The sequence below is a fragment of the Winogradskyella sp. PG-2 genome, assembly GCF_000828715.1.
In the GTDB taxonomy this organism is placed as follows: domain Bacteria; phylum Bacteroidota; class Bacteroidia; order Flavobacteriales; family Flavobacteriaceae; genus Winogradskyella.
Genome location: NZ_AP014583.1, coordinates 3,483,578 through 3,506,807, shown reverse-complemented (window position 1 = coordinate 3,506,807; position 23,230 = coordinate 3,483,578). Strand labels below are relative to the sequence as shown.

At 31.0% G+C, this 23,230-nt stretch carries 20 protein-coding genes; 9 read left to right on the top strand and 11 right to left on the bottom strand.

Annotated elements, in window-relative coordinates; genetic code table 11:
* The first annotated feature begins 13 nt into the window (after positions 1 to 13).
* The 3 genes from WPG_RS15730 to WPG_RS15720 are packed head-to-tail and all read left to right on the top strand — an operon-like array spanning position 14 to position 5,025.
* Entirely contained in the window at positions 14 to 1,873 is a 1,860-nt protein-coding gene (locus WPG_RS15730) for a DNA topoisomerase IV subunit B (protein ID WP_045474416.1), read from the top strand.
* Positions 1,870 to 2,346: a hypothetical protein gene (locus WPG_RS15725; RefSeq protein WP_045474414.1), complete on the top strand. Its 477-nt coding sequence runs from the start codon at positions 1,870 to 1,872 to the stop codon at positions 2,344 to 2,346. Before WPG_RS15730 ends, WPG_RS15725 begins: the two co-directional genes overlap by 4 nt.
* A complete protein-coding gene (locus WPG_RS15720) occupies positions 2,347 to 5,025 on the top strand; it encodes a DNA gyrase/topoisomerase IV subunit A (protein WP_045474412.1) in 2,679 nt (892 codons plus the stop codon).
* A gap of 56 nt (positions 5,026 to 5,081) precedes the next feature.
* Here the strand turns inward: WPG_RS15720 and WPG_RS15715 are convergent, their stop codons facing one another.
* From WPG_RS15715 to WPG_RS15695, 5 genes are all read right to left on the bottom strand, one after another.
* Positions 5,082 to 6,026: a hypothetical protein gene (locus tag WPG_RS15715; RefSeq protein WP_045474410.1), complete on the bottom strand. Its 945-nt coding sequence runs from the start codon at positions 6,024 to 6,026 to the stop codon at positions 5,082 to 5,084.
* A 1-nt stretch (position 6,027) separates the two neighbouring features.
* Positions 6,028 to 7,476 (bottom strand): MBOAT family O-acyltransferase, encoded by a 1,449-nt coding sequence (locus WPG_RS15710; RefSeq protein WP_045474408.1) that lies wholly within the window; start codon positions 7,474 to 7,476, stop codon positions 6,028 to 6,030.
* Positions 7,477 to 7,699: 223 nt separating this feature from the next.
* Entirely contained in the window at positions 7,700 to 8,488 is a 789-nt protein-coding gene (locus WPG_RS15705; RefSeq protein ID WP_045474406.1) for a TerC family protein, read from the bottom strand.
* A 5-nt stretch (positions 8,489 to 8,493) separates the two neighbouring features.
* Positions 8,494 to 8,880, bottom strand: a complete 387-nt coding sequence (locus WPG_RS15700) for a hypothetical protein (protein WP_045475705.1) — start codon at positions 8,878 to 8,880, stop codon at positions 8,494 to 8,496.
* A 40-nt stretch (positions 8,881 to 8,920) separates the two neighbouring features.
* Positions 8,921 to 9,289 carry a helix-turn-helix domain-containing protein gene (locus WPG_RS15695; protein WP_045474404.1) on the bottom strand — a complete coding sequence of 123 codons (369 nt, stop codon included), beginning with the start codon at positions 9,287 to 9,289 and terminating at the stop codon, positions 8,921 to 8,923.
* A 303-nt stretch (positions 9,290 to 9,592) separates the two neighbouring features.
* Here WPG_RS15695 and WPG_RS15690 point away from each other — a divergent pair, with 303 nt between their 5' ends.
* From WPG_RS15690 to WPG_RS15680, 3 genes are all read left to right on the top strand, one after another.
* Positions 9,593 to 10,738, top strand: coding sequence for a M14 metallopeptidase family protein (locus WPG_RS15690; protein ID WP_045474402.1), 1,146 nt, complete (start codon positions 9,593 to 9,595; stop codon positions 10,736 to 10,738).
* 74 nt (positions 10,739 to 10,812) lie between these two features.
* Positions 10,813 to 11,292, top strand: a complete 480-nt coding sequence (locus WPG_RS15685; RefSeq protein WP_045474400.1) for an Lrp/AsnC family transcriptional regulator — start codon at positions 10,813 to 10,815, stop codon at positions 11,290 to 11,292.
* A gap of 68 nt (positions 11,293 to 11,360) precedes the next feature.
* Positions 11,361 to 11,876: a DinB family protein gene (locus tag WPG_RS15680; protein WP_045474398.1), complete on the top strand. Its 516-nt coding sequence runs from the start codon at positions 11,361 to 11,363 to the stop codon at positions 11,874 to 11,876.
* Here WPG_RS15680 and aroB read toward each other — a convergent pair.
* Positions 11,857 to 12,939: a 3-dehydroquinate synthase gene (gene aroB / locus WPG_RS15675; RefSeq protein ID WP_045474396.1), complete on the bottom strand. Its 1,083-nt coding sequence runs from the start codon at positions 12,937 to 12,939 to the stop codon at positions 11,857 to 11,859. The two genes, WPG_RS15680 and aroB, sit on opposite strands and share 20 nt — an antisense overlap.
* A gap of 96 nt (positions 12,940 to 13,035) precedes the next feature.
* On the opposite strand from aroB, the gene WPG_RS15670 reads away from it, so the two are divergent.
* Positions 13,036 to 14,208, top strand: coding sequence for a proline dehydrogenase family protein (locus WPG_RS15670; RefSeq protein WP_045474394.1), 1,173 nt, complete (start codon positions 13,036 to 13,038; stop codon positions 14,206 to 14,208).
* A gap of 54 nt (positions 14,209 to 14,262) precedes the next feature.
* On the opposite strand, the gene WPG_RS15665 is transcribed toward WPG_RS15670, so the two are convergent.
* Genes WPG_RS15665 through WPG_RS15650 form a run of 4 tightly spaced genes read right to left on the bottom strand, consistent with a single transcriptional unit; the run spans position 14,263 to position 20,490 of the window.
* Positions 14,263 to 16,635 carry a GumC family protein gene (locus tag WPG_RS15665; RefSeq protein ID WP_045474391.1) on the bottom strand — a complete coding sequence of 791 codons (2,373 nt, stop codon included), beginning with the start codon at positions 16,633 to 16,635 and terminating at the stop codon, positions 14,263 to 14,265.
* 25 nt (positions 16,636 to 16,660) lie between these two features.
* Positions 16,661 to 17,437: a polysaccharide biosynthesis/export family protein gene (locus WPG_RS15660; RefSeq protein ID WP_045474388.1), complete on the bottom strand. Its 777-nt coding sequence runs from the start codon at positions 17,435 to 17,437 to the stop codon at positions 16,661 to 16,663.
* Positions 17,438 to 17,473: 36 nt separating this feature from the next.
* Positions 17,474 to 19,369, bottom strand: a complete 1,896-nt coding sequence (locus WPG_RS15655; RefSeq protein ID WP_045474386.1) for a polysaccharide biosynthesis protein — start codon at positions 19,367 to 19,369, stop codon at positions 17,474 to 17,476.
* Positions 19,366 to 20,490: a DegT/DnrJ/EryC1/StrS family aminotransferase gene (locus tag WPG_RS15650; RefSeq protein ID WP_045475703.1), complete on the bottom strand. Its 1,125-nt coding sequence runs from the start codon at positions 20,488 to 20,490 to the stop codon at positions 19,366 to 19,368. The genes WPG_RS15655 and WPG_RS15650 overlap by 4 nt, the downstream gene beginning before the upstream one ends.
* A gap of 470 nt (positions 20,491 to 20,960) precedes the next feature.
* Between WPG_RS15650 and WPG_RS15645 the strand changes: the two genes are divergently transcribed.
* The gene (locus WPG_RS15645; protein WP_045474384.1) at positions 20,961 to 21,932 is read left to right on the top strand and encodes an ATP-grasp domain-containing protein; all 972 of its coding nucleotides are present in this window, start codon (positions 20,961 to 20,963) and stop codon (positions 21,930 to 21,932) included.
* Positions 21,916 to 22,572: an HAD family hydrolase gene (locus WPG_RS15640; protein WP_045474381.1), complete on the top strand. Its 657-nt coding sequence runs from the start codon at positions 21,916 to 21,918 to the stop codon at positions 22,570 to 22,572. Before WPG_RS15645 ends, WPG_RS15640 begins: the two co-directional genes overlap by 17 nt.
* A gap of 31 nt (positions 22,573 to 22,603) precedes the next feature.
* Here the strand turns inward: WPG_RS15640 and WPG_RS15635 are convergent, their stop codons facing one another.
* Positions 22,604 to 23,218 carry a sugar transferase gene (locus WPG_RS15635; RefSeq protein ID WP_045474378.1) on the bottom strand — a complete coding sequence of 205 codons (615 nt, stop codon included), beginning with the start codon at positions 23,216 to 23,218 and terminating at the stop codon, positions 22,604 to 22,606.
* Between the last annotated feature and the right edge of the window lie 12 nt (positions 23,219 to 23,230).

Genomic DNA, 23,230 nt, shown 5'->3' with positions numbered 1-23,230 from the left:
GTCCTAAAAACGCATGGCAGCACAGTCTAACTATACTGAAGATAATATACGCTCACTCGATTGGAAAGAACACATCCGAATGCGCCCTGGTATGTATATCGGAAAGTTAGGAGATGGTTCGTCTCCAGATGATGGTATTTATATCTTACTCAAAGAAGTTTTAGATAACTCAATTGATGAGTACGTTATGGGAGCTGGTAAAACCATTGAAATCTCAGTACAAGGTGAACGTATTATTGTTAGAGATTATGGTCGTGGTATTCCGTTAGGAAAGGTTGTAGATGTTGTGTCTAAGATGAATACTGGTGGTAAGTACGATTCTAAAGCTTTTAAGAAGTCAGTAGGTTTAAATGGTGTTGGCACAAAAGCAGTAAATGCATTATCATCTTATTTTAGAGTAGAGTCTACAAGAGATGGACGATCGGCTTCTGCAGAATTTGAACAAGGAAATCTTACTAACCAAGAATTATTGGATGATACTTCTAGAAGAAAAGGAACCAAGGTTAGTTTTATTCCAGATGAAATTATCTTCAAAAAATATAAATATAGAAATGAGTATATCGTTAAGATGCTCAAAAACTATGTGTATCTAAATCCTGGTTTAACAATAGTTTTTAATGGTGAAAAATATTTTAGTGAAAATGGTTTAAAGGATCTACTATCTGAAAACATAAAAGAGTCAGATATGCTTTATCCTATTATTCATCTAAAAGGGAATGACATAGAAATTGCAATAACACACAGTAAAACTCAGTATAGTGAAGAATACCATTCATTTGTTAATGGGCAAAACACTACACAAGGTGGAACGCATTTAGCGGCATTTAGGGAGTCTTTAGTGAGAACGGTTAGAGAATTTTTCGGAAAGACTTATGATGCTTCAGATATTAGGAAATCTGTAGTGTCAGCAATAGCTATAAAGGTTATGGAACCTGTTTTTGAGAGTCAGACAAAGACAAAATTGGGTTCTACAGATATGGGAGGTGATTTACCAACGGTAAGAACCTATATTAATGATTTTATTAAAACTTATCTAGATAATTTTTTACATAAAAATCCAGACTCTGCTGAAAAAATTCAGCGCAAAATTCTTCAAGCCGAACGTGAGCGTAAAGAATTATCTGGTATTAGAAAGTTAGCTAAAGACAGAGCTAAAAAAGCAAGTCTTCATAATAAGAAATTAAGAGATTGTCGTGTACACTTTGGTGATACTAAAAAGGATGGTTATTTAGATACGACTTTATTTATTACTGAAGGGGATTCAGCATCTGGTAGTATTACAAAATCTCGTAATGTGAATACTCAAGCGGTTTTTAGCTTAAAAGGAAAGCCTTTAAACTGTTATGGTTTAAGTAAAAAGATTGTATACGAGAATGAAGAGTTTAACTTATTACAAGCGGCTTTGAATATAGAAGAATCATTAGAAGATTTACGATATAACAATGTTGTTATTGCTACTGATGCTGATGTGGATGGTATGCATATTAGACTATTATTAATCACTTTCTTTTTACAATTCTTCCCTGAAGTTATAAAAGAAGGTCATTTATATATTTTACAAACTCCTTTATTTAGAGTAAGAAACAAAAAGGAAACGATTTACTGTTATTCTGAAGAAGAACGACGAAACGCAATTGAAACTTTAAAGCCAAAACCAGAAATTACAAGATTTAAAGGATTAGGTGAAATTTCACCAGATGAATTTGTGCATTTTATAGGAGATGATATTCGTTTAGATCCAGTAATGCTAGATAAGGATATGTCTATTGAAGAGTTGTTATCTTTTTACATGGGGAAAAACACTCCAACCCGTCAAGAATTCATTATCGAAAATCTTAAAGTTGAACTTGATATTGTTGAGGATGCTGTATGAGAACAGATAATAGAAAAGTAAAGAACACGGTTGTTTCTATCTATTTTATATTGATAGTCTTTGCTATTTTATTAGCAACAGTTTTTAAATCACTAGAAATGTTTGTTGATAGTACTTTCTTTGTGTTTTTAGGGCTTTTTATATTACTTGTAATTGTACACTCAATCGCTGGTTATTTTGAGTATGATAGTGATGGAGCTAAAATAATTATTCTTAATAAGGGATTGATACTCACGGAATATATCAATTACAGAGAGAATAAAATAGAATTCTCTCGTCATCAACTCACTGGGTTTAAAATCAATAACTATATACTTTATAAATCCTTGGTTGTATTAGTTAAGAGTTATGATGGAAAAAAACATAAAGAACGTTTTAATGTTACACTTCTAAAACCAAAGAAGTTGAAATATGTAAAACAATCGTTGAGTAAGACAATTAAAGAAAATAGAAAGCGTAAACAAGCAAAGTAGATGTCAGAAGAACATGAAGAGTTGTTAAATGAAGATTCAGGTAACCAAGAAACAATTACTAAGGTTACCGGAATGTATAAAGATTGGTTTTTAGATTACGCTTCTTACGTTATCTTAGAACGTGCTGTACCTGCGATAGAAGATGGCTTTAAACCTGTTCAGCGTCGTATTATGCATTCTATGAAAGATTTAGATGATGGACGTTACAATAAAGTAGCGAATATCGTCGGTCATACTATGCAATACCATCCGCATGGTGACGCAAGTATTGCTGACGCTATGGTGCAAATTGGTCAGAAAGATTTACTGATTGATACCCAAGGGAATTGGGGAAATATTTTAACAGGTGATAGAGCAGCAGCATCGAGATATATTGAAGCACGATTATCTAAGTTTGCTTTGGATGTGGTTTACAATCCAAAGATTACAGAATGGCAAGCGTCTTATGATGGTCGACGTAAAGAACCAATAAATCTTCCTGTGATGTTTCCGTTATTGTTAGCCCAAGGTGGGGAGGGTATTGCAGTAGGATTGTCTACAAAGATTTTACCACATAACTTTATAGAACTAATAGATGCTTCTGTTAAGCATTTAAAAGGAAAACGTTTTACTATATTACCAGATTTTCCAACAGCAGGTATTGCAGATTTCACCAATTACAATGACGGTTTACGAGGTGGAAAAGTGCGTGTTAGGGCTAAAATATCCCAACGCGATAAAAACAGTTTAGTTATTACAGAAATACCATTCGCAACTACAACCTCGTCTTTAATAGATTCTATCTTAAAGGCTAATGATAAAGGTAAAATTAAGATTAAGAAGATTGAAGACAATACAGCTGCTAAGGTGGAGATATTGATTCATTTGCCTTCTGGCTTATCACCAGATAAAACTATTGATGCACTTTATGCATTTACAAATTGCGAAACATCTATTTCTCCATTAGGTTGTGTTATTGAAGATAACAAACCTTTCTTTGTTGGTGTTACTGAGATGTTACGTCGTTCTACTGACAATACAGTTCAACTCTTAAAAAGTGAGCTAGAAATAAAACTTGGAGAGTACGAAGAGCAGTGGCATTTTGCTTCACTTGAACGTATCTTTATTGAAAATAGAATCTATCGTGATATTGAAGAAGAAGAAACATGGGAAGGCGTTATTAATGCTATAGATAAAGGACTTAAGCCACATGTGAAGCATTTAAAACGTGCTATTACAGTTGAAGATATTACACGTTTAACAGAAATTAGAATTAAGCGTATTTCTAAATTCGATATTGATAAAGCTCAACAAAAAATTGATGCTTTAGAAGATCAAATCGCTGAGGTGAAACATCACTTAGCAAATCTTATTGATTATGCGATTGCATATTTTGAAAGATTGAAAAAGGATTATGGTGAAGGTAAAGAGCGTAAAACAGAAATTAGAGTTTTCGAGGATGTGGATGCTACAAAAGTGGTGATTAGAAACACCAAACTCTATGTTAATAGAGAAGAAGGCTTTATAGGAACATCATTACGTAGAGATGAGTATGTTTGTGACTGTAGTGATATTGATGATATTATTGTCTTTACCAAAGAAGGTAAAATGATGGTCACCAAAGTGGGTTCTAAAACCTTTATTGGCAAAAATATTATTCACGTGGCTGTATTTAAGAAAAAGGATAAGCGTACAGTTTACAATATGATTTACCGTGATGGTAGAGGAGGACCTTCTTATGTGAAACGTTTTGCGGTTACTAGTATGACTAGAGATCGTGAATACGATTTAACTAACGGAAGTAAGAGTTCAGTGTTATGGTATTTTTCTGCAAATCCAAATGGTGAAGCTGAGGTGGTATCTATAATGTTGCGACAGGTTGGTAGTGTTAAAAAATTAAAATGGGATTTAGACTTTGCGGATATCCTTATCAAAGGAAGAGCTTCAAAAGGTAACCTAGTTACTAAGCATTCGATAAAGCGTATAGAATTAAAAGAAAAAGGAGTATCGACATTAAAACCACGCAAAATATGGTTTGATGATACTGTGCAACGTCTTAATGTTGATGATCGCGGTGAATTGATAGGTGAGTTCAGAGGTGAAGATCGATTATTAATAATAACACAGTCTGGTATAGTAAAAACTATAATACCAGAAATGACTACTCATTTTGATAGTGATATGATTGTGCTAGAAAAGTGGATTCCTAAAAAGCCAATTTCTGCAATTTATTATGATGGTGAAAAGGAACGCTACTATGTAAAACGTTTTTTAATTGAACAAGAAGGCAAAGAAGAATCTTTTATTTCTGGTCACTCTAATTCACAATTAGAAATTGTTTCTACAGATTGGAGGCCTATGGCTGATGTTGAATTTAAAAAAGAACGAGGCAAAGATCGTAAGCCAAACATGGAAGTTAATCTTGAAGAGTTTATTGCAGTTAAAGGGATTAATGCTCTTGGAAATCAATTAACTAAAGATAAAATTAATCAAGTTAGTTTATTGGATTCATTGCCTTATGAAGCACCTGAGGAAGTACATGCTGATGATTTAGAAGTTGTTGATGAACAAACTGTTGAAGCAGATATTACTACTGAAAACACCTCAAGTAAAGACGATACTAAGACTTCAGCTGATTCAAAATCTAATGAAGATGATGATTCAGGTGTAGACGATAAAGGCCAAGCTAGTCTTTTCTAATTTTCGCATTAAATCTCAAACATTTTATTGACAATAATATTAACTAAAGGCTAAGTTTAATTTTCGTTAAATGCCTTAATACTTGAATCAATAATTCGTTGTTTTCTAGGTGAGTTTAGTAGATTGTTTTCTAATAAGTTATTGAAAAGTGTGCTAAATTCATTAGCACCATTATAATTAAGATGATGTAAATCTAAATAATGACTATTGGGAAATTCCATAGCATCAAAATCAAATAATTCAACATCATTGAATTGTGTTTTTAATACATCTTTATAAACACTTTCATTTTTTAAATCTGCATAGAGTGGATGTTGTGGACTTCTAATAAGAAAAACTTTTATATTATTTGCTTTACAGAGATCTATCATTTTTCTCAGATAACTAAGATTAGTTTTTGAAAGTGATAGGTTCTTAGATAGTGTAGGATTAAAATCCTTTTTTGCGATTAATTCATCTACTTTACTGAGCATAGAAGGTTCAAAGCTACCAACATCATTTACCAAATCATAGTCGCCACTAAGTATGCGATATAAGTGTTTTCTGGTTGCAATAGAGTAGCTAGCAAATAAATCTGTAGAATTGTGATCTAGTAATAAATTAAAGTCATCAGACTCCATAAAAGGGCTGTAAAATGGTAAGTAATATGACATTTTTTCATAACCCCAAGTCCAGTCGTCCATTACACTATCTACTTGATTATTTGCAAATTCTATAAACAAAGTTTCGATTTGTTTATTAGCGTCTAACACTAACTTTAGTTTTTGATAATTGTAGAAATAAGCTTCTCCAGAAGCAGATAGATTGATGCTATTTTTAAAAATAGAGTCATTCACTGAGCATACAGAATGTGAATGACCAATAAATAAATTAGTTATGTCTTTATCAATATTAAAAGTTGACTTAGACTTTACAATATAATTAGAACTCAATACTATAGCCACTAAAGCGATTATAGCTAAGGCTAGAAATGCGATAATTTTTTTAATAAACCCCTTCATATTAAAACTGGAAATAAATGAATTCTTGTTCTTTGCCAATGAATAAGAAGATTAAACAGATAATACCTATATAAAAAACCATTCTTAAATTTCTATTCCATTTAAGGCCTAATTTTTCAATACCGTATTGCGAATCTCTTCCGAGCCATTCAATAAACATTAAAAAACCTATCAGTAGTAAAACTTCAACAGCGTGTGTTCTATTATTAAATTCTGGAATAGAGAATAAGCTTTTAGAAAAAATACCAATTAAATAATCTATTGCATGGCCTACGGAATCTGCTCTAAAAAACACCCAAGCTAATACAGTAAGTAGAAAGGTTGAAATAATATTTAAAAAGTCTTTAATAGAGGGTAGTAATCGGCCTTCAGCAACAACACCTATGTTAGATCTATTTCTATTTGCTAATAATAATGGTAAAAAATAAATGGCGTTTAGTGCTCCCCAAACAATAAATGTCCAATTAGAGCCGTGCCAAAAACCACTGACAATAAAGATTATAAAGGTATTTCTAATCTTCATTGATGTTCCACCTTTACTTCCTCCTAATGGGATATATAAGTAATCTCTAAACCATGTAGATAATGACATGTGCCATCGTCTCCAAAATTCCGCAATATCTCTTGAGAAATATGGGAAAGCGAAATTTTGTTTTAGATTAAAACCAAATAGACGAGATGTACCAATTGCAATATCAGAATAGCCAGAGAAATCACCATAAATTTGAAATGTAAAAAACAAAGCACCAAGTAGCAAACCACTACCACCATATTCGGTATGGTTATTAAAAAATTCATTTGCAAATTCTGCACAGTTGTCTGCAATCACAACTTTCTTAAACAGTCCCCAAAGTATTTGACGAAGTCCATCGACAGCCTTATTGTACTCAAATTTACGCTTCGTATAAAACTGAGGCAATAAATTTGTAGCACGTTCAATAGGCCCAGCAACTAATTGTGGAAAGAAACTAACGAAAGCAGAAAATGCTATAAAATCCTTTGTTGGAGTTAGTTTTTTTCTGTACACATCAATTGTGTAGCTTAAGGTTTGAAACGTGTAGAAGCTAATACCAACGGGTAATATAACTTTTAAAGAACTTGCCTGTAATTCGGTACCAAAGAATGTAAATGCAGTAATTAGGTTATCTAAAAAGAAGTTATAATATTTAAAAAAGCCTAGAAATCCTAAGTTTACCAGGATACTTAGCCACAGAAAGAGTTTTCTTTTCTTTTGACTGTCTTCTTTAGAGAGCGCAACACCAATTGAATAATCTACAATGGTACTAAATATAATTAGGGATAAAAAACGCCAATCCCACCAGCCATAGAATAAATAACTAGCGGCAACGATTAGTAAATTCTGAAGTTTTAAATTCTTTTGGCAGCAAAACCAATAGAATATAAAAACTACAGGTAGGAAAACTGCAAAGTCTATTGAATTAAATAGCATTACTTATATTTTAAAGATTTGGGTTCTAATTAAAACATTTCAATCTGGCGAAAGATAGCAAAACCAATTTCGCAATTCCTAAAAAGTCTTATGTTTTTAGTTAAGTGGGTAAAAAACAACGTTATACAGCTAATCTCTAAATCATAAACTCACAATAGAATATTAAGAAATTTAAACCTTTATTAGTTGGGCTTTGATTCGTGAAATATTATAACTAGAAGAATTATTTTTTCTTCTTTCTAGTTGAAGAATTTAAAAACTCAACAAATAATGAAAACGCGATAGCGAAATAGAGATAACCTTTAGGAATAGCTCCTATGGTTTTATTGAATAGTTCTGTTTCTGCAAGATGAGCAGCTTCAGTAATTAGCATAAAACCAATTAATATTAAAAAAGCCAATCCTAGAATTTGCATACTTGGATTTTGGTCTATAAACTTTCTGATTTTATTTGCAAACCCTATCATTACAGCGATAGAAATAATAACAGCAATTATCATAAGTATAAGTGTGTAATTATTATTTGGATGCAAACCATTAGTCATACCAACAGCAGTAAGGATTGAATCTACTGAGAAAATAAAGTCAATGATTAAGATTTGAGTAATAGCCTGCGATAAAGATTTTATGACCTTTGATTTAACTCCTTCTTCATCATGAGAAGGGCTTTCTACCTTTTCTCTTATTTCGGATGTGCTTTTATAAATCAAGAATAAACCACCTGCAAATAAAATAATGGCTTGCCAACTTATAGCTAAATTTAACCAGCTAGATTCAAATGAATAAAAAGGCTCACTAAGGCTAACTAAAAACGACACAAAAAAGAGTAAAACAATCCGTTGTATCATGGCAAGTAATAATCCTATGTTTGTAGCCTTACTACGTTGATGTTCGGGAAGTTTATTAGCCGCAATAGATATAAACACAATATTATCTATACCGAGAATAATCTCTAAGAAAGTCAATGTAATCAATGCCATAATAGCATCTGATGTCAATAAAAAATCTAACATAAAAATTAATCAATCTTTGTCGCAATGCCTTTTTCTATGTGTATAGGCTTATTGTCTTTTTTAACTGCGAGTTTGTACTCAAAGGTGTAAGAATTACTTGCGGTGGATAAGATTTTCATATGTATAGCATCTTTCTCTGCCATACGTTTTGGATTGAGTTTTTTTAGGATAAACTCACAATCATTAATCCAGCGTACTGAAGACGAATCTACTTTTCCTTCGTAATAATCAATGTTTAATGATTCTGTTCTAACAAATTTGCCTGTTTTATCAACACCATCAATGGTATAATTAAATTGAAACGTACCAGTTTTATAATCTGAACAATCCCGTTCAACTTCATAGCAACTTGTTAGTAACAACAAAACAAAAACAGAAAAATAGACCTTCATTGTAATTCTTTGTACAAAAATAAGAATAGCGAGATAATATTTAAGGTTTATAATCCTTAAAAGTTCCATCTTTATAAAAGATAACAATCTTTTCAATTCCTGAATTTGATTCAGATAAATTGATTTTTTCATCTATAGTTGGCTTTGTGAAATTGGAATTTGGAGATTTAGATAGTTTTACTTCACTTGGAAAAGTCCCTTTGCCATTCATTAGCCAATACAACTCAACTTCTGGATAGGAGTGAAGTACCTTCATTACAAAGTCTAAACTCGGTTTATTTCTACCGCTTAAAATATGAGAAATACTAGAACGCTGCACACCAATTTTTTCAGCAAAACTTGAAGCCGTTTCACTGTAAAAATCTATGACTTTTTGCAGACGTATAGTAAATTCACTCGAGTTTATCATTGTAAACTGCTATTTTGATTAAATAACGTTACAAAAGTAAACAATCGTATAAACATTATAGCTATTTGGTTGGTAATAAATAAAAAATATATAAAGTTATAGTTAGATTAGTGTAGTTAAATATCTGAAATATAATTATTTAAATTCATTAATTTAGTTGCATTACATATTTTTCAGTTATTAGAATTTTAAGTATGATAGATATGTGGTTGTTTGTATAACATTGTAACGAAACAGTGTTTAAATTATGTTTACAAATGTAAATTATCAAATGATTACATTTGTAGCACTATAAAAGTTAAAATGAATTTAGAGCATTTAAATAGTATTTATTCTTTAGTTAAAACACCACAATTATTTGGTCGTTATATTACCAATTCACACATTGAAAAGTGCTTAAAAAAAATTCCGAAATCATTGATTTCTACTATAGGTTATTCTGTAGAGAACCGACCAATTTATAGTTTTGAATTTGGGCATGGTCCAATTAAAATATTATTATGGTCACAAATGCATGGTAATGAATCGACAACAACAAAAGCACTTTTTGATTGTTTTAATTTATTTCTGACTAATAATACCATTCCAAATTCAATTTTAGAAGCGTGTACATTATATATAATTCCAATTTTAAACCCAGACGGAGCTGAGCGATATACACGTGTTAATTCAAATACTATTGATTTAAACAGAGATGCACAAGACTTATCTCAGCCAGAAAGCAAAGTACTACGAGAAGTTTATAACAATTTTTTGCCTGATTATTGTTTTAATCTACATGGTCAGCGTACTATTTTTGGTGCTGGTAATTCTGGTATTTCTGCAACCTTGTCGTTTTTATCGCCTGCTCAGGACGAAAAACGAACTGTAACACCAAATAGAAAAGAAGCAATGACTGTTATTACTGAGATTAATGAGTTGTTACAATCAGAGTTACCTAAAGGAATTGGCCGTTATGATGACGGGTTTAATTTGAATTGTGTTGGTGATACATTTCAAAATTTTGGTGTCCCAACTATATTGTTTGAAGCTGGCCATTATCCTAATGATTATAATAGAGAAGATGTGAGGCGCTTTATCTTTTTGGCACTCATTAAAGGATTAGATACCATTTCTAAAGGATTAAATATGTCTAATTATGAAGATTATTTCAAAATTCCTGAAAACACTAAATCTTTTTATGACATTATAATAAGAAATTCAAAAATTTCTGAAAACGATTCAAACCTTAAAGCCATTGCAATTCAATATAAAGAAATTCTAAAAGATAATAGATTGCAGTTTCTACCTGTTATTGAGTCAATTTCAAAATTAGATAAATTTTATGGACATAATGAAATTGATGCAAAAGGGTTTTTAGTTGAATCTGAGGGTAATTTTGAGTTAGAGGTCGGTAACGAAATCGATTTCGTATTAGTGAATAATAAGAAAATGTTGCTATTTCCTTAAAATAATTCAATCAAAATGCGTAATTGTCAATAAAAATCTTCTATTTTTGCGTATATAATAAAGATTATTCAATTATGGCAAAATTCAAATTAGACGAAGTAGATCATCAAATTCTAGATATGCTTATCGATAATACGCGTATTCCTTTTACAGATATTGCAAAAAAATTATTGATTTCTGCAGGTACAGTTCATGTACGAGTAAAGAAAATGGAAGAAGCAGGTATCATTAGAGGTTCGTCTTTAACTTTAGATTATAAAAAACTTGGTTATTCATTTATTGCTTATGTAGGTGTTTTTCTTCAAAATACATCTCAAACTAAATTTGTTTTAGAGCGTATTAATGATATACCTTATGTTACAGTAGCACATATCACAACAGGTAAGTTTAATATCTTCTGTAAGATTAGAGCCCAAGACACAATGCATGCAAAAGAAATAATTTTTATGCTAGATGATATTGAAGGTGTATATAGAACAGAGACAATGATTTCTTTGGAAGAAAGTATTAACGATAAAAAACGTTTAATGCATACAATTTTTAATGAATTATAAATTCAATAATTTATATCATATTTAAACCCTTAGTTTGTTCTAAGGGTTTTTTGTTTAATTTCGATTATATGATTTCACATAACTTAAACCACACCGAATACAATTCTTATTATAAGGCTTATATAGATAATGCTACCAATGATGATATTGTTGAGGGATTAGAGAAAAATTTAGAAACCGTAGTAGAATTTTACTCTAGCATACGTAGTGATAAGCACGATTATGCGTATGCTGAGGGAAAGTGGACGGTAAAAGATGTTTTGCTTCATGTTATAGATACTGAACGTATTTTCGCTTATAGAGCATTGCGGATAGGAAGATACGATAAAACACCTTTAACTGGATTTGAACAAGATGATTATGTCATTAATGGAAATACTAAATATAGAACTTTAGATAGTCTATTAGAGGAGTATATAACAGTAAGACAGGCAACAATTTCACTCTATAAGAGTTTTAATTCAGAAACTTTAGAGTATTTGGGTGAGGCAAGCGGCTTTCCAATTTCTGTTAGAGCTTTAGGTTATATTATAACAGGTCATGAAAATCATCATAATCAATTAATTAAAGAGCGATATCTTTAGAATAATATTCAAAGGCTTCTAAAATAAACTCATTACTAACAACACAGTCTATTTTTGGAGTACCAATTGCTTCAAGAAGTACAAACTTAACTACTCCATGACTGTTCTTTTTATCATGTATTAATAATTTAATAATGATGTCTTGATCTGATTTTTCTATTGGTATTTTAGAAAAGGTTTTTAAAATACCTTCGGTTATTTCTTCTAATTCTCCAGAATTCAATCCACAAATTTTTGTAGACAAATAGGCCTCTAAGATCATTCCGATAGCAATAGCTTCACCATGCAATAATGTTGTTTTTCCCGCATGCTCTAAGAAATAACTTTCAATTGCATGTCCTAATGTATGTCCGAAATTTAGAATCTTTCTTAAACCTTGTTCTCTTGGATCTTCAGTTACTACTTTGTTCTTAATTACTACCGAATCATAAATTAAACGATCTAAATCTGAAACATCTAAGTTTTCAAGATGTGTAAGTGTGTGCCAATAGTTTTTATCATATATTAGCCCATGTTTTAGCATTTCTGCAAAGCCAGATACCATTTCGTTCTGTGGTAATGTTCCTAGAAAAGATGTATCAACACCTACCATAACACCTTCATTAATAACCCCAACTTGATTTTTTAATGCTCCTAAATCTACACCGGTTTTTCCTCCTACAGAAGCATCAACCATTGCTAATAAGGTGGTTGGCATATTGATATAAGCAATGCCTCTCATGTAAGTACTAGCTACAAATCCGCCCAAATCTGTAACAACTCCACCACCTAAGTTTATCAATAAACTTTTCCGATCAGCATGATATTCTGATAAAGCTTCCCAAACTCCCATACAAATATCAATAGTCTTATGGTCTTCGCCATTTGGCATTTCCATAACTTCAACAATGATTTCATTAGATTCTAGGCGTTCTAAAAATTGTGGTAAACAATCATCATGAGTATTGGTATCAACTAAAACAAAAATCTTAGACGGGTTAGCCGTTTTTATATAATTATTGAGTTCGGTGTAGACATCAGAATTAAAGTAAACCACCGAATTTTTAGTAGAAATAGAGTTCATCTCAGAAGTATCTAATTTAATGGTGTGAAAATACTTCCTTTTTTTAGAAAAAAATAACCTACATAATAAATATATTTGCAATCAAATCTTTATTTCATGATAGATCACTCACTTTTTGAAAATACAGCCACTGCATTTACTTTAAAATCAGATTCTGAATTAGAACGTGCCTATTTTTTGTTTAAAATGATATCATCTCAGCCTTTAGTGCGCATAGGGACTGCTGCAACTAATTTTGCACTCAAAGCTAATTTACCAGTAGAGGGGCTAATTCGCTCAACAGTTTTTGATCATTTCTGTGGTGGAGTTAGTGAAGATGATTGCCTATCTGTTATTGATAATTTGTACACAGAAAAAGTGAGTTCGGTTTTAGATTATTCTGTAGAAGGGAAGGAGACAAAAGATCAGTTTGATAGTGCTTTAGAGAAAATATTAAAAATTATCCGTTTTTGTGATGAGAAGGAAGCTATGCCAATAGTTGTATTTAAACCAACTGGCTTCGGACGCTTTTATTTATATCAAAAAAAGACAGAAGGAGTGGATTTTACCGAAGATGAGCAGCAAGAGTGGGACAGAATAGTAGGAAGATTTGATGCTGTTTGTAAACTTGCTAAAGAAAAAGATGTTGAAGTCTTGATTGATGGTGAAGAAAGCTGGATGCAGACAGCAGCTGATGAATTGGTAGAAGATATGATGCGAGTTTACAATACAGATAAAACAATTGTATATAATACGTTGCAAACTTACAGATGGGATCGCCTTACTTATTTAAAAGAATTGCATAAACGTGCAAAAGAAGATGGTTTTAAGATTGGGATGAAGATCGTGAGAGGAGCCTATATGGAGAAAGAACGAAATAGAGCAGAGGAGAAGAGATACAAATCCCCTATTTGCGAAAATAAAAAGGCAACAGATGAAAATTTTGATGCTGCTCTAAGTTATATTCTAAAAAATTTAAATGACATATCTATTTTTATTGGTACACATAATGAAGCAAGTTGTTATTTAGCAATGGAGCTTATGGAAGAATATAAAATTGCCAAACAAGATAATAATGTATGGTTTGGTCAACTATATGGTATGAGTGATCATATAAGCTTTAATTTAGCCGAAGAAGGTTATAATGTAGCAAAGTATATTCCTTTTGGTCCTGTAAAAGACGTGATGCCATATTTAATAAGGCGAGCGGAAGAAAACACCTCTGTAGCTGGACAAACAAACAGAGAGTTATCGTTATTAAAGACTGAAAAAAAACGTCGTAAATTATAAATGCCTGATCAATTGATAAGGCATTTATAAATCTATTATTTCTGTTAGTGTTTTTTAAGAAAAGAAATTATACCATTTCTTTTTCTTTCCTGGGTTTTCACCATAACCATAACCATAACCATAACCATAACCTTTCTTTCCTACTTTTACACCGTTGAGTAACATAGTCATGTTTGGTAAGCGTTTTTCATCAAATAAAGTCTGCGCTACATGTCCTAATTGCCTTCCATCTACACCATCTGCACTTACAACATAAATAAACATATCTGCATATTTTGATATCAGAAGCGTATCACTAACTAAACCTACTGCAGATGTATCTGCTATAATGTAGTCGTACTTATTGTTAAAATAATTAAAGAGTTGCTCAACACGATCACTCATCAATAATTCAGAAGGATTAGGAGGAATTGTACCCGAAGGTATAATGTCTAGAAACTCATTGTCTGGATGTTTAACAACTACATCTTCCGGTTTTATAGAATCATCTATAATATAATCAGTTAAACCTTTTTCAGTTTTATCCTTAAGTCCAAGATATTTCATTATTTTCGGAACCCTAATATCCATTTCTATCAATAAAACAGATTTCTCTGAGAAAGAAATAGAAGAGGCTAAATTAGTACTCGTATGAGATTTGCCTTCTTGTGCTTTTGTAGAGGTAATAAATAATTTTTTAGGTTTACCCTTTACACCTTTCATCATAAAATCTATATTAGACCTTATGATTCTATAGGCCTCTGCCATTGGCGAGTAATCTACCTTTTTAACTAATTTTTGTTTTTTTGATGTTTTAGGAATATCACCAAGATAAGGTATATCTAAAATATTTACTAAATCCTCTTTTCTATAGAGTTTAGTGTCTAACATGTCTGAAACATATATTAGGCCAATTGGTAAACCCAAACCAAACAATATTGATGCTAGATAAATAATCATCCCAGTAGGCGCAATAGGTTTATGAGATGAATAGGCACGATCAATTATTTTTGCGCTTGGGGAATACATTCCTAAACTAATGGCAGACTCTTCTCTTTTTTCTAATAAGTATAGAAAAAGTGATTCTTTAATTCCTTGTTGTCTTTCTATACCTCTAATTTCTCTTGCTTTTGTGGGTGCTGTATAAAGACGTCCTCTCACACGGGCATTTTCTTTATTTAGACTGTTTAGCGTTAAATTAGACGTTTGCTTTATGTTAATTAATGATGCTCTAAGATTAGATTTTAAAGAATTTATTTGATTGTTAAGTTGTATTACAACAGGATTTGATTCACTAGAATTTCTTAAGATTCTATCGCGCTGAGCAACAAGTTCGTTATGACTAGTTATCACCTGAGCAGTGTTAGAATCTCCTATACCAAGATCTGAAGGTAACATATCACTCATCCTTTCATCTGCGTCTAACTCTTCTTGGAGGTAAGAAATTAACTGTATGTTGTTAGAAGTCTTTAAAATTTCATTTTGTAAATTCTTTTCACTTTGAAGATTAAGGTCTGTTTGGGTTCCTAATGATGTGATATTTCTACTTTTTTGTAATTGCTCAGCAGTACCTTCAACTTTTTCTAATTCTTGCGAAACAGCTTCTAATCTTTTTGTTATAAAATCTGATGTTACTTTAATAACAGCTTCCTTGTCAAACAAAACATCTTTGTTATATTCATTAACTAACTCATTTAAAATATCTACTGCTTTATGAGAGTTTGTCTCTTTTAATTCTAATTTAACTATACTAGAGCCTGTTTCGGTAGATAAAGCAATACTTCTTTGATAAGAATTAACCATACTACTTACTGAAGAGATCACTATTTTCAAATTGCTACCAACAACTGGTGCATGTTTACCTGTACCTGGAGTTAAAGTAATACCTCCAAAGCTAGTTTCAATTTTAGCCCCAAAATCATAAGATTTACCTTCAGAATCATTTCGATCAATTAGAGATTTACCTTCGTCTTTAAAAGCTAAGAATTCGGTTGTAGATTTTACTTTAATATGTAATGTGGTGTCTATTTTATTAATAACGGAATCACTATTAAAAAAACTTACTTTTATAGGCGGGTTTCGATAAATTTCATTTTCTTTGATGCTTCCTACCGCAAAACATCTGATATTTAATTTTAAGTTTTTTACAACATTTTCAATTAAAGTTCTCGACTTTATAATTTCAATTTCATCTTTTATTTTATTAGTACCATCAGAGAAAAGTCCATCACTAGAAATTTCTTGAATACTAGGCAATTTCTGCGATTGTTTTTCATCTTGAATTTTTATTGTTGTGCTAGCACTATAAATATTTGTTGCATAGCGTAAATAGGTAAATCCGAGAAGAACAGCAACTAAGAGGCATAATAATAATGATTTCCAATGTGAAAGTATTAACTCTACATGTTGTCGTATTTCATTAGAAGTTGATTTGGACTTAGGTTCCATAAAAGATAATTATTGATATAACTTTTTATTTGATTAAAAACACAGCTAAAATTGTAGTTAAAGTACCTACGGCTGAAATTAAGACACCGTTGTTTTGATTGTAAGTAGATGAACGCACTTTTGCATTGTTTGGCTCTACATAAATTACATCATTCTGCTGTAAATAATAAACTGGTGAATTTACAACGTTTACTGATGTTAAATCGACATAAGCAAATTTCTTTTCACCATTAACCTCTCTAATTAACTTTACATTTTTGCGTTGACCATAAATGGTTAAATCATTGGCAAGTCCTAAAGCTTCTAACAATGTAATTCTTTCATCTTGTATAGTAAATGTTCCTGGGTTAGAAACTTCACCAATTATAGTTATTGTAAAGTTTGCTAAACGCACATTTACGATAGGGTCATTTACCATAGTACTGATTTTTTCTACCAGAAAAGATGTAAGCTCTGTTCTTGTTAATCCTTCTACTTTAATTGTACCTAAAACGGGAAACTCTATATTGCCATCGTAATCAACTAAATAAGTTTGAATTTGCAGTTGCCCTTGAGCACTAGTTAGACTAGTTGTATTATTTGTTATAACAGGTAAATTAAAAGGTTTTACAGTATCTGGGTCTAATGCAGATACATTAATAGTTAAAATATCATCTGGCTTATATAAAAGTTGTTTGGGCTCAGACATTAAAACACCTTCTTCTAAAGGTTCATCTTGAAAATATACTATGTTTTTTCTAGATGCACATGATGTAGACATTACAATCGCTAATATTGAAATTAAAAGAATTCCAGTTTTCATTTTAGTTGATTTTAATAAGTTTATATACAATTTGGGTTATTTTTTATTATCTAAAACTTCGTAAGTTGAGTTATTAGAAATATACTCCGGTATTAATGATTTAATTGAGGATACAATCTCTAATGGTTGAGTTAAGGAATTAATAGCAGTTAACTTATTGATCTGTCTTTCTACACTTTCAATATCTACGCGTCTAGATTTTGCAATCATAATCTTTTCGTGATAAGTTTTCTTTGTGTTTTCACCATCTGCTAAAAGCTCCTCATATATTTTTTCACCTGGCCTTAAACCAGAAATTTTTATATCTATATCTTCAGGATATCTTAAACCTGAAAGTATAATCATGTTCGTTGCAAGGTTAAAAATCTTAATCGGCTCACCCATATCGAATACAAATATCTCACCGCCATTACCCATAGCTGCAGCTTCTACAACGAGCTGACAAGCTTCAGGAATAGTCATAAAATAACGCGTAATTTCTTTATGTGTTACGGTTAATGGACCGCCTTTTTCAATTTGCTTTTTAAATAATGGAATTACAGATCCATTAGAACCTAATACATTACCAAATCTAGTTGTAATGAATTTGGTATGTCCTTTTCCTTTAAGACAGGTTACATAAAGTTCAGCTATTCGTTTGGTAGCGCCCATTACATTAGTTGGGTTTACTGCTTTGTCTGTAGAAATTAATACAAACTTGTCTACGCTATGCTTTACAGATATATCTGCTACATTCTTCGTGCCACCAATGTTTACACTAACTGCTTCGTATGGATTGTTCTCCATTAAAGGTACATGCTTATATGCTGCGGCATGAAAAACTATTTTCGGTTTATATTGGTTAAATATTTGATCGATTCTAGTTTTGTTACGTACATCTGCAACTATAGCATCGACATTGTCTAAACCTAGTTGTCTAAACTCTTGTTGGATGTCATAAAGCGCAGATTCCGCATTATCAACTAGAATTAATTTTTTGTAGTTGTAAAGACTAACTTTTCTACAAATTTCACTACCAATAGAACCAGCAGCTCCAGTAATTAAAATTACTTTATTATCATATTGATCTTCTAAGTCAGGATTCTTAATGTTTATAGGGTCTCTACCTAAAAGGTCTTCAATCTTTACCTCTTTTATTTGACCAACACTTAAATCTCCATCAATCCAACTTTGAACTGGAGGGACAATTTTTACTTTTAGACCAAGCGAAAAAAGATTTCCTGTGATTTGTAATAATCGGGTTGGGTCAATATTTTGAATTGATATGATAACATCTTCAACATCATTCTTTTTTATAAAATTCTCATCAATAGAGGTGATATTATAAACTTTTAAGAGATTTATTTTTTTACCAATCTTTCTTTCGTCATCATCTACAAAACCTACAACTTCAAATCCATTTTTTGTATCGTTTTTAATAGCATCATAAGTTAACATTCCAGAATTACCAGCTCCAAAGATTAAAACATTAGAAATGCTATTAAAATCTTGAGTTATGTAATTGTAAACCGACTTGATAAATAACTTTGCACCAATTAAAAATAGAATATTTAGTAATAGATGTATATATATAATAGATCCGGAGATATCAAAAATAGTATCTTCATTTATTATCTTTCTACTAATAAAAGTACAGCAAATTAGTAAGGTGGCTAATATATTAGCACCAATAACTATATTCATAATATCTTTAAATCCTGTAAATCGAACAACACCTTTATAAGAGCCTACTGCTATTAAACTAATGGCAGCTGCTACCATTACATAAGGGATTTGTCTGAATAGAACTGAAAATTCAAAGTCTATTTTGAAATTAAACCTAATGATGTATGCTAAAAAAAATGTAGCTACTATTATGGCGACATCAAATAGTAATACAAGCCATTTTGAGGCATATTTCTGAGATATTCTATTTAGAAATTTTACTATCATAATGCAAAATACGTATTTATAGCATAAGTTACTCTACTTAATTCCATATCAGATAAATTAGATCCACTAGGTAAACAAAGACCTCTATTAAATAAATCATCAGAAACGCCATTAAGATAACTTGGTGCGGACTTAAATATTGGTTGTTGATGCATTGGTTTCCATAAAGGTCTAGATTCAATATTCTCTTTTTCTAATGCTAACCTTAAGCCCTCTCTTGTTTCTTTTGAATCTAGCAGTATGCAAGATAACCAACGATTAGAAAAACTACCTTCTGGTTCTAGTAAAAAAGAAATCTTATCTATGTTGCGAAATGTCTTTCTGTATAATTCATGGTTAGATCGACGCTTTGCAACATGACTATCAAGAATTGTCATCTGTCCACGACCAATTCCTGCTACGATGTTGGACATTCTATAATTGTACCCAATACTAGAATGCTGGTAATGCGGTGCATTATCTCTAGCTTGAGTCGCTAAGAAAATAGCTTGCTCTTTATGTTCTTTAGTTTTAGTGACTATTGCGCCACCACCTGATGTTGTTATTATTTTATTACCATTAAAAGATAGTATTGATAAATCACCGAATGTTCCACAATTTTGGCCTTTGTAAACACTTCCTAATGATTCAGCACTGTCTTCAACAATAGGAATATTATAAGATTTAGCAATTTTATGAATTTCATCAACCTTGTATGGCATTCCGTATAAATGAACTGGAATAATGGCTTTTGGTGTTTTACCTTTCGAAATCCTATCTTTAATCGCAATTTCTAATTGTATTGGACACATATTCCAAGTATCTTTTTCACTATCTACAAAAACAGGTGTAGCTCCTTGATACATTATTGGATTTGCAGATGCAGAAAATGTTTTACTTTGACAAATGACTTCATCACCATTACTAACACCAAGAATAATAAGGCTTAAGTGTAATGCCGAAGTACCAGATGCTAATGCACCAACATGTCTATCTTCGTTTAGATAAGATTGTAAATCAGATTCGAAACCATTAACATTAGGTCCTAATGGGGCAATCCAATTAGTATCGAAGGCTTCTTTAATGTAAGTTTGTTCAACCCCACTCATATGAGGTGATGACAACCATATTTTAGGATTCATAGGCATAAATTGTTAAGTAATATTACATTACTTTTTCAATTTCATGTCGTAGAGGGATTTGGGACACGATTTAAAAATCGGTTAAATATGCACCAATAAAATGAAACTGCCCAAAGAAAGACGATAAAAAGCATATATTTACGTTGTTAACTCATAGTTATATAGAGATTTAAACAATTAAATATTGATAAAAAAATTGTAGTAATTGTTTTAGTGGGCTTTTGTTATTCCTAGGTCATTTTGTTAATTATGTCATATTTCATTATATTAAAGCTAAAGAAAATAATGTATGAAATTGTATTGATAAATCAAGTAATTTGTTTTCTAAAAATAAAAGCTAGTTATTTGCAATGTCCATTATATATCTTGACCTGATTAATTTACCGTTTAAAGGCATAATCCTATCTTGTTATCTTGAGGTGTTATATTTGTCAAATTATTGCTAACAACGTTAAGCCCTTAACTAAAAAATGAACATACTAATTACTTCAGCTGGTAGGAGAGTCTCTCTGATTAGATCTTTCCAAAGAGAGTTGAAAAAAGTATATCCAAATGCAAAAGTGTTTGCTTCGGATTCTAATCCTATGCTTTCCGCTGCTTGCCAAATAGCTGACAATTTTTTTGAAGTACCTAGATTAGACGAGTCTGTATACATGAATTCTCTTATAGAAATATGTAAACAAAATGATATATCTTTAATTATTCCTACAATAGATACAGAACTTTACCAACTTGCTAGTCATAAATCTCGCTTTGAAGAAAGTGGTATAACTATTTTAGTATCTTCATTAGAGTTTATTAAAAAGTGCAGAGATAAGAGAGAAATTCATAAATTTTTTGAATCTAAAGGTGTTAATGTAGCAATGGAATATTCTAAAGATAATTATCAACTCCCAATTTTCATTAAGCCTATTGATGGTAGTAGAAGTATAGACACTTATATAATTACTAATGAAAATGAGATTTCTAATTATCACAGAAGTAATGAAAAATTAATGTTTTTAGAGTACATCAATCAAAATGAATTTGATGAATTTACCTGTGATTTGTATTTTTCAAAATCTAATGAATTATTGTGTGCTGTTCCTCGAAAACGTATAGAAGTTAGAGATGGTGAGGTATATAAGGCCGTTACAAAAAATAATGCTCTAGTAAAATATATAAGAAAGCATTTAAATAATATTGATGGAGCTGCAGGTTGCCTTACAGTTCAGTTTTTTATGCACAAAGAAGACATTACTAAAATTATTGGTATAGAAATAAATCCAAGATTTGGTGGTGGCTTCCCTTTAACTTATTTAGCAAAAGGTAATTTTCCTAAATGGATCATCGAAGAATATATGCTTAATAAAACTATTGATTATAAATTTGATATTTGGGAGAGTGATTTATTAATGATTAGATATGACGATGAAGTTTTAGTACATGGATATAAAGATTAATCGCCACACAGTTATAGTTTTTGATTTAGATGATACTCTTTACAATGAATTAGATTATCTTAAATCTGCTTACCGTTTTATCGCAAAAAATTTAGAACAAAATAACTGGAAAACTTTGTACTCGATTATGTTTTCATTGTACAGATCTAATGAAAATGTTTTCAAATATTTAGCAACAAAATATAATACTGAAGTTACTTCACTTGTAGAAATGTATAGGAATCATAATCCTGATATTCAGTTATTTGATGGTGTGTTAGATATTATGAATTCCATAAAAGCTAAGCAAGGTAAACTAGGAATTATTACAGATGGACGAGTAAAAACCCAATCTGCTAAACTCAAATCTTTAGGAATAGAGCATCTTTTTGATCACATCGTAATTTCTGAAGCTTTAGGCTCTGAAAAACCAAACGAAGTCAATTATAAGACTATTGAAAGCACTTTATCTGGTAAAGTCTATTATTATATTGCAGATAATATTAAGAAAGATTTTATCTCACCTAATGCATTAGGTTGGAAGACTGTAGGATTAATTGACAATGGCTTAAATATTCATAGTAATGCCTATTTATATCCAAATAGAGAACACATGCCTCAGTTCTTTATAGAATCCTACAAAGAGATGCACATCTTATAATATAATTTTTCTCTAATTTAATTAACTTGATTTAGTCATTAGAGCCTGTAAATACTGGCATATCGTCAGTATCAGAATAATAAACATCTTTTCTGCTTATAACTTTATCTATAGTCATGAAAATGATTTTTAAGTCTAGCATAAATGATTGATTATCTACATAATAGACATCGTATTCAAATTTTTGCTCCCAACTTATGGCATTTCTACCATTAACCTGAGCCCAACCTGAAATACCAGGTGTTACTTCATGTCTTCTATTTTGTCTTTCGCTGTAAAGGTCTAAGTATTTTGGTAAGAGTGGGCGAGGACCTACTAAACTCATATCACCTTTTAAGATATTTATTAGTTGAGGAATTTCATCTAGTGAATATTTTCTACAAAAATCTCCAGTTTTAGTAATACGATATTTAACTGGTAAAAGTTCACCGTTTTCATCAGTTTTATCATTCATAGTTTTAAACTTAATAATAGTAAACAGTTTTCTGTTTTTACCTGTTCTTGTTTGATAAAAGAAAGGCTTACCGTTATTAGATATGGTTAAAATGATAATTAAAGTTAACAATAGAGGTGAAACAATTATCAACCCCACTAAAGCTGCTAAAAAGTCAAATAGACGTTTTATAAATGTTGAATAAAATTTCATAATATTAATTGT

Coding starts and splice junctions, on each gene's coding strand:
- WPG_RS15715 (WP_045474410.1), bottom strand. CDS start 6,026: ATGAAGGGGTTTATTAAAAAAATTATCGCATTTCTAGCCTTAGCTATA.
- aroB (WP_045474396.1), bottom strand. CDS start 12,939: ATGAACTCTATTTCTACTAAAAATTCGGTGGTTTACTTTAATTCTGAT.
- WPG_RS15700 (WP_045475705.1), bottom strand. CDS start 8,880: ATGAAGGTCTATTTTTCTGTTTTTGTTTTGTTGTTACTAACAAGTTGC.
- WPG_RS15660 (WP_045474388.1), bottom strand. CDS start 17,437: ATGAAAACTGGAATTCTTTTAATTTCAATATTAGCGATTGTAATGTCT.
- WPG_RS15640 (WP_045474381.1), top strand. CDS start 21,916: ATGGATATAAAGATTAATCGCCACACAGTTATAGTTTTTGATTTAGAT.
- WPG_RS15680 (WP_045474398.1), top strand. CDS start 11,361: ATGATTTCACATAACTTAAACCACACCGAATACAATTCTTATTATAAG.
- WPG_RS15635 (WP_045474378.1), bottom strand. CDS start 23,218: ATGAAATTTTATTCAACATTTATAAAACGTCTATTTGACTTTTTAGCA.
- WPG_RS15665 (WP_045474391.1), bottom strand. CDS start 16,635: ATGGAACCTAAGTCCAAATCAACTTCTAATGAAATACGACAACATGTA.
- WPG_RS15645 (WP_045474384.1), top strand. CDS start 20,961: ATGAACATACTAATTACTTCAGCTGGTAGGAGAGTCTCTCTGATTAGA.
- WPG_RS15730 (WP_045474416.1), top strand. CDS start 14: ATGGCAGCACAGTCTAACTATACTGAAGATAATATACGCTCACTCGAT.
- WPG_RS15685 (WP_045474400.1), top strand. CDS start 10,813: ATGGCAAAATTCAAATTAGACGAAGTAGATCATCAAATTCTAGATATG.
- WPG_RS15705 (WP_045474406.1), bottom strand. CDS start 8,488: ATGTTAGATTTTTTATTGACATCAGATGCTATTATGGCATTGATTACA.
- WPG_RS15725 (WP_045474414.1), top strand. CDS start 1,870: ATGAGAACAGATAATAGAAAAGTAAAGAACACGGTTGTTTCTATCTAT.
- WPG_RS15690 (WP_045474402.1), top strand. CDS start 9,593: ATGAATTTAGAGCATTTAAATAGTATTTATTCTTTAGTTAAAACACCA.
- WPG_RS15720 (WP_045474412.1), top strand. CDS start 2,347: ATGTCAGAAGAACATGAAGAGTTGTTAAATGAAGATTCAGGTAACCAA.
- WPG_RS15710 (WP_045474408.1), bottom strand. CDS start 7,476: ATGCTATTTAATTCAATAGACTTTGCAGTTTTCCTACCTGTAGTTTTT.
- WPG_RS15670 (WP_045474394.1), top strand. CDS start 13,036: ATGATAGATCACTCACTTTTTGAAAATACAGCCACTGCATTTACTTTA.
- WPG_RS15655 (WP_045474386.1), bottom strand. CDS start 19,369: ATGATAGTAAAATTTCTAAATAGAATATCTCAGAAATATGCCTCAAAA.
- WPG_RS15650 (WP_045475703.1), bottom strand. CDS start 20,490: ATGAATCCTAAAATATGGTTGTCATCACCTCATATGAGTGGGGTTGAA.
- WPG_RS15695 (WP_045474404.1), bottom strand. CDS start 9,289: ATGATAAACTCGAGTGAATTTACTATACGTCTGCAAAAAGTCATAGAT.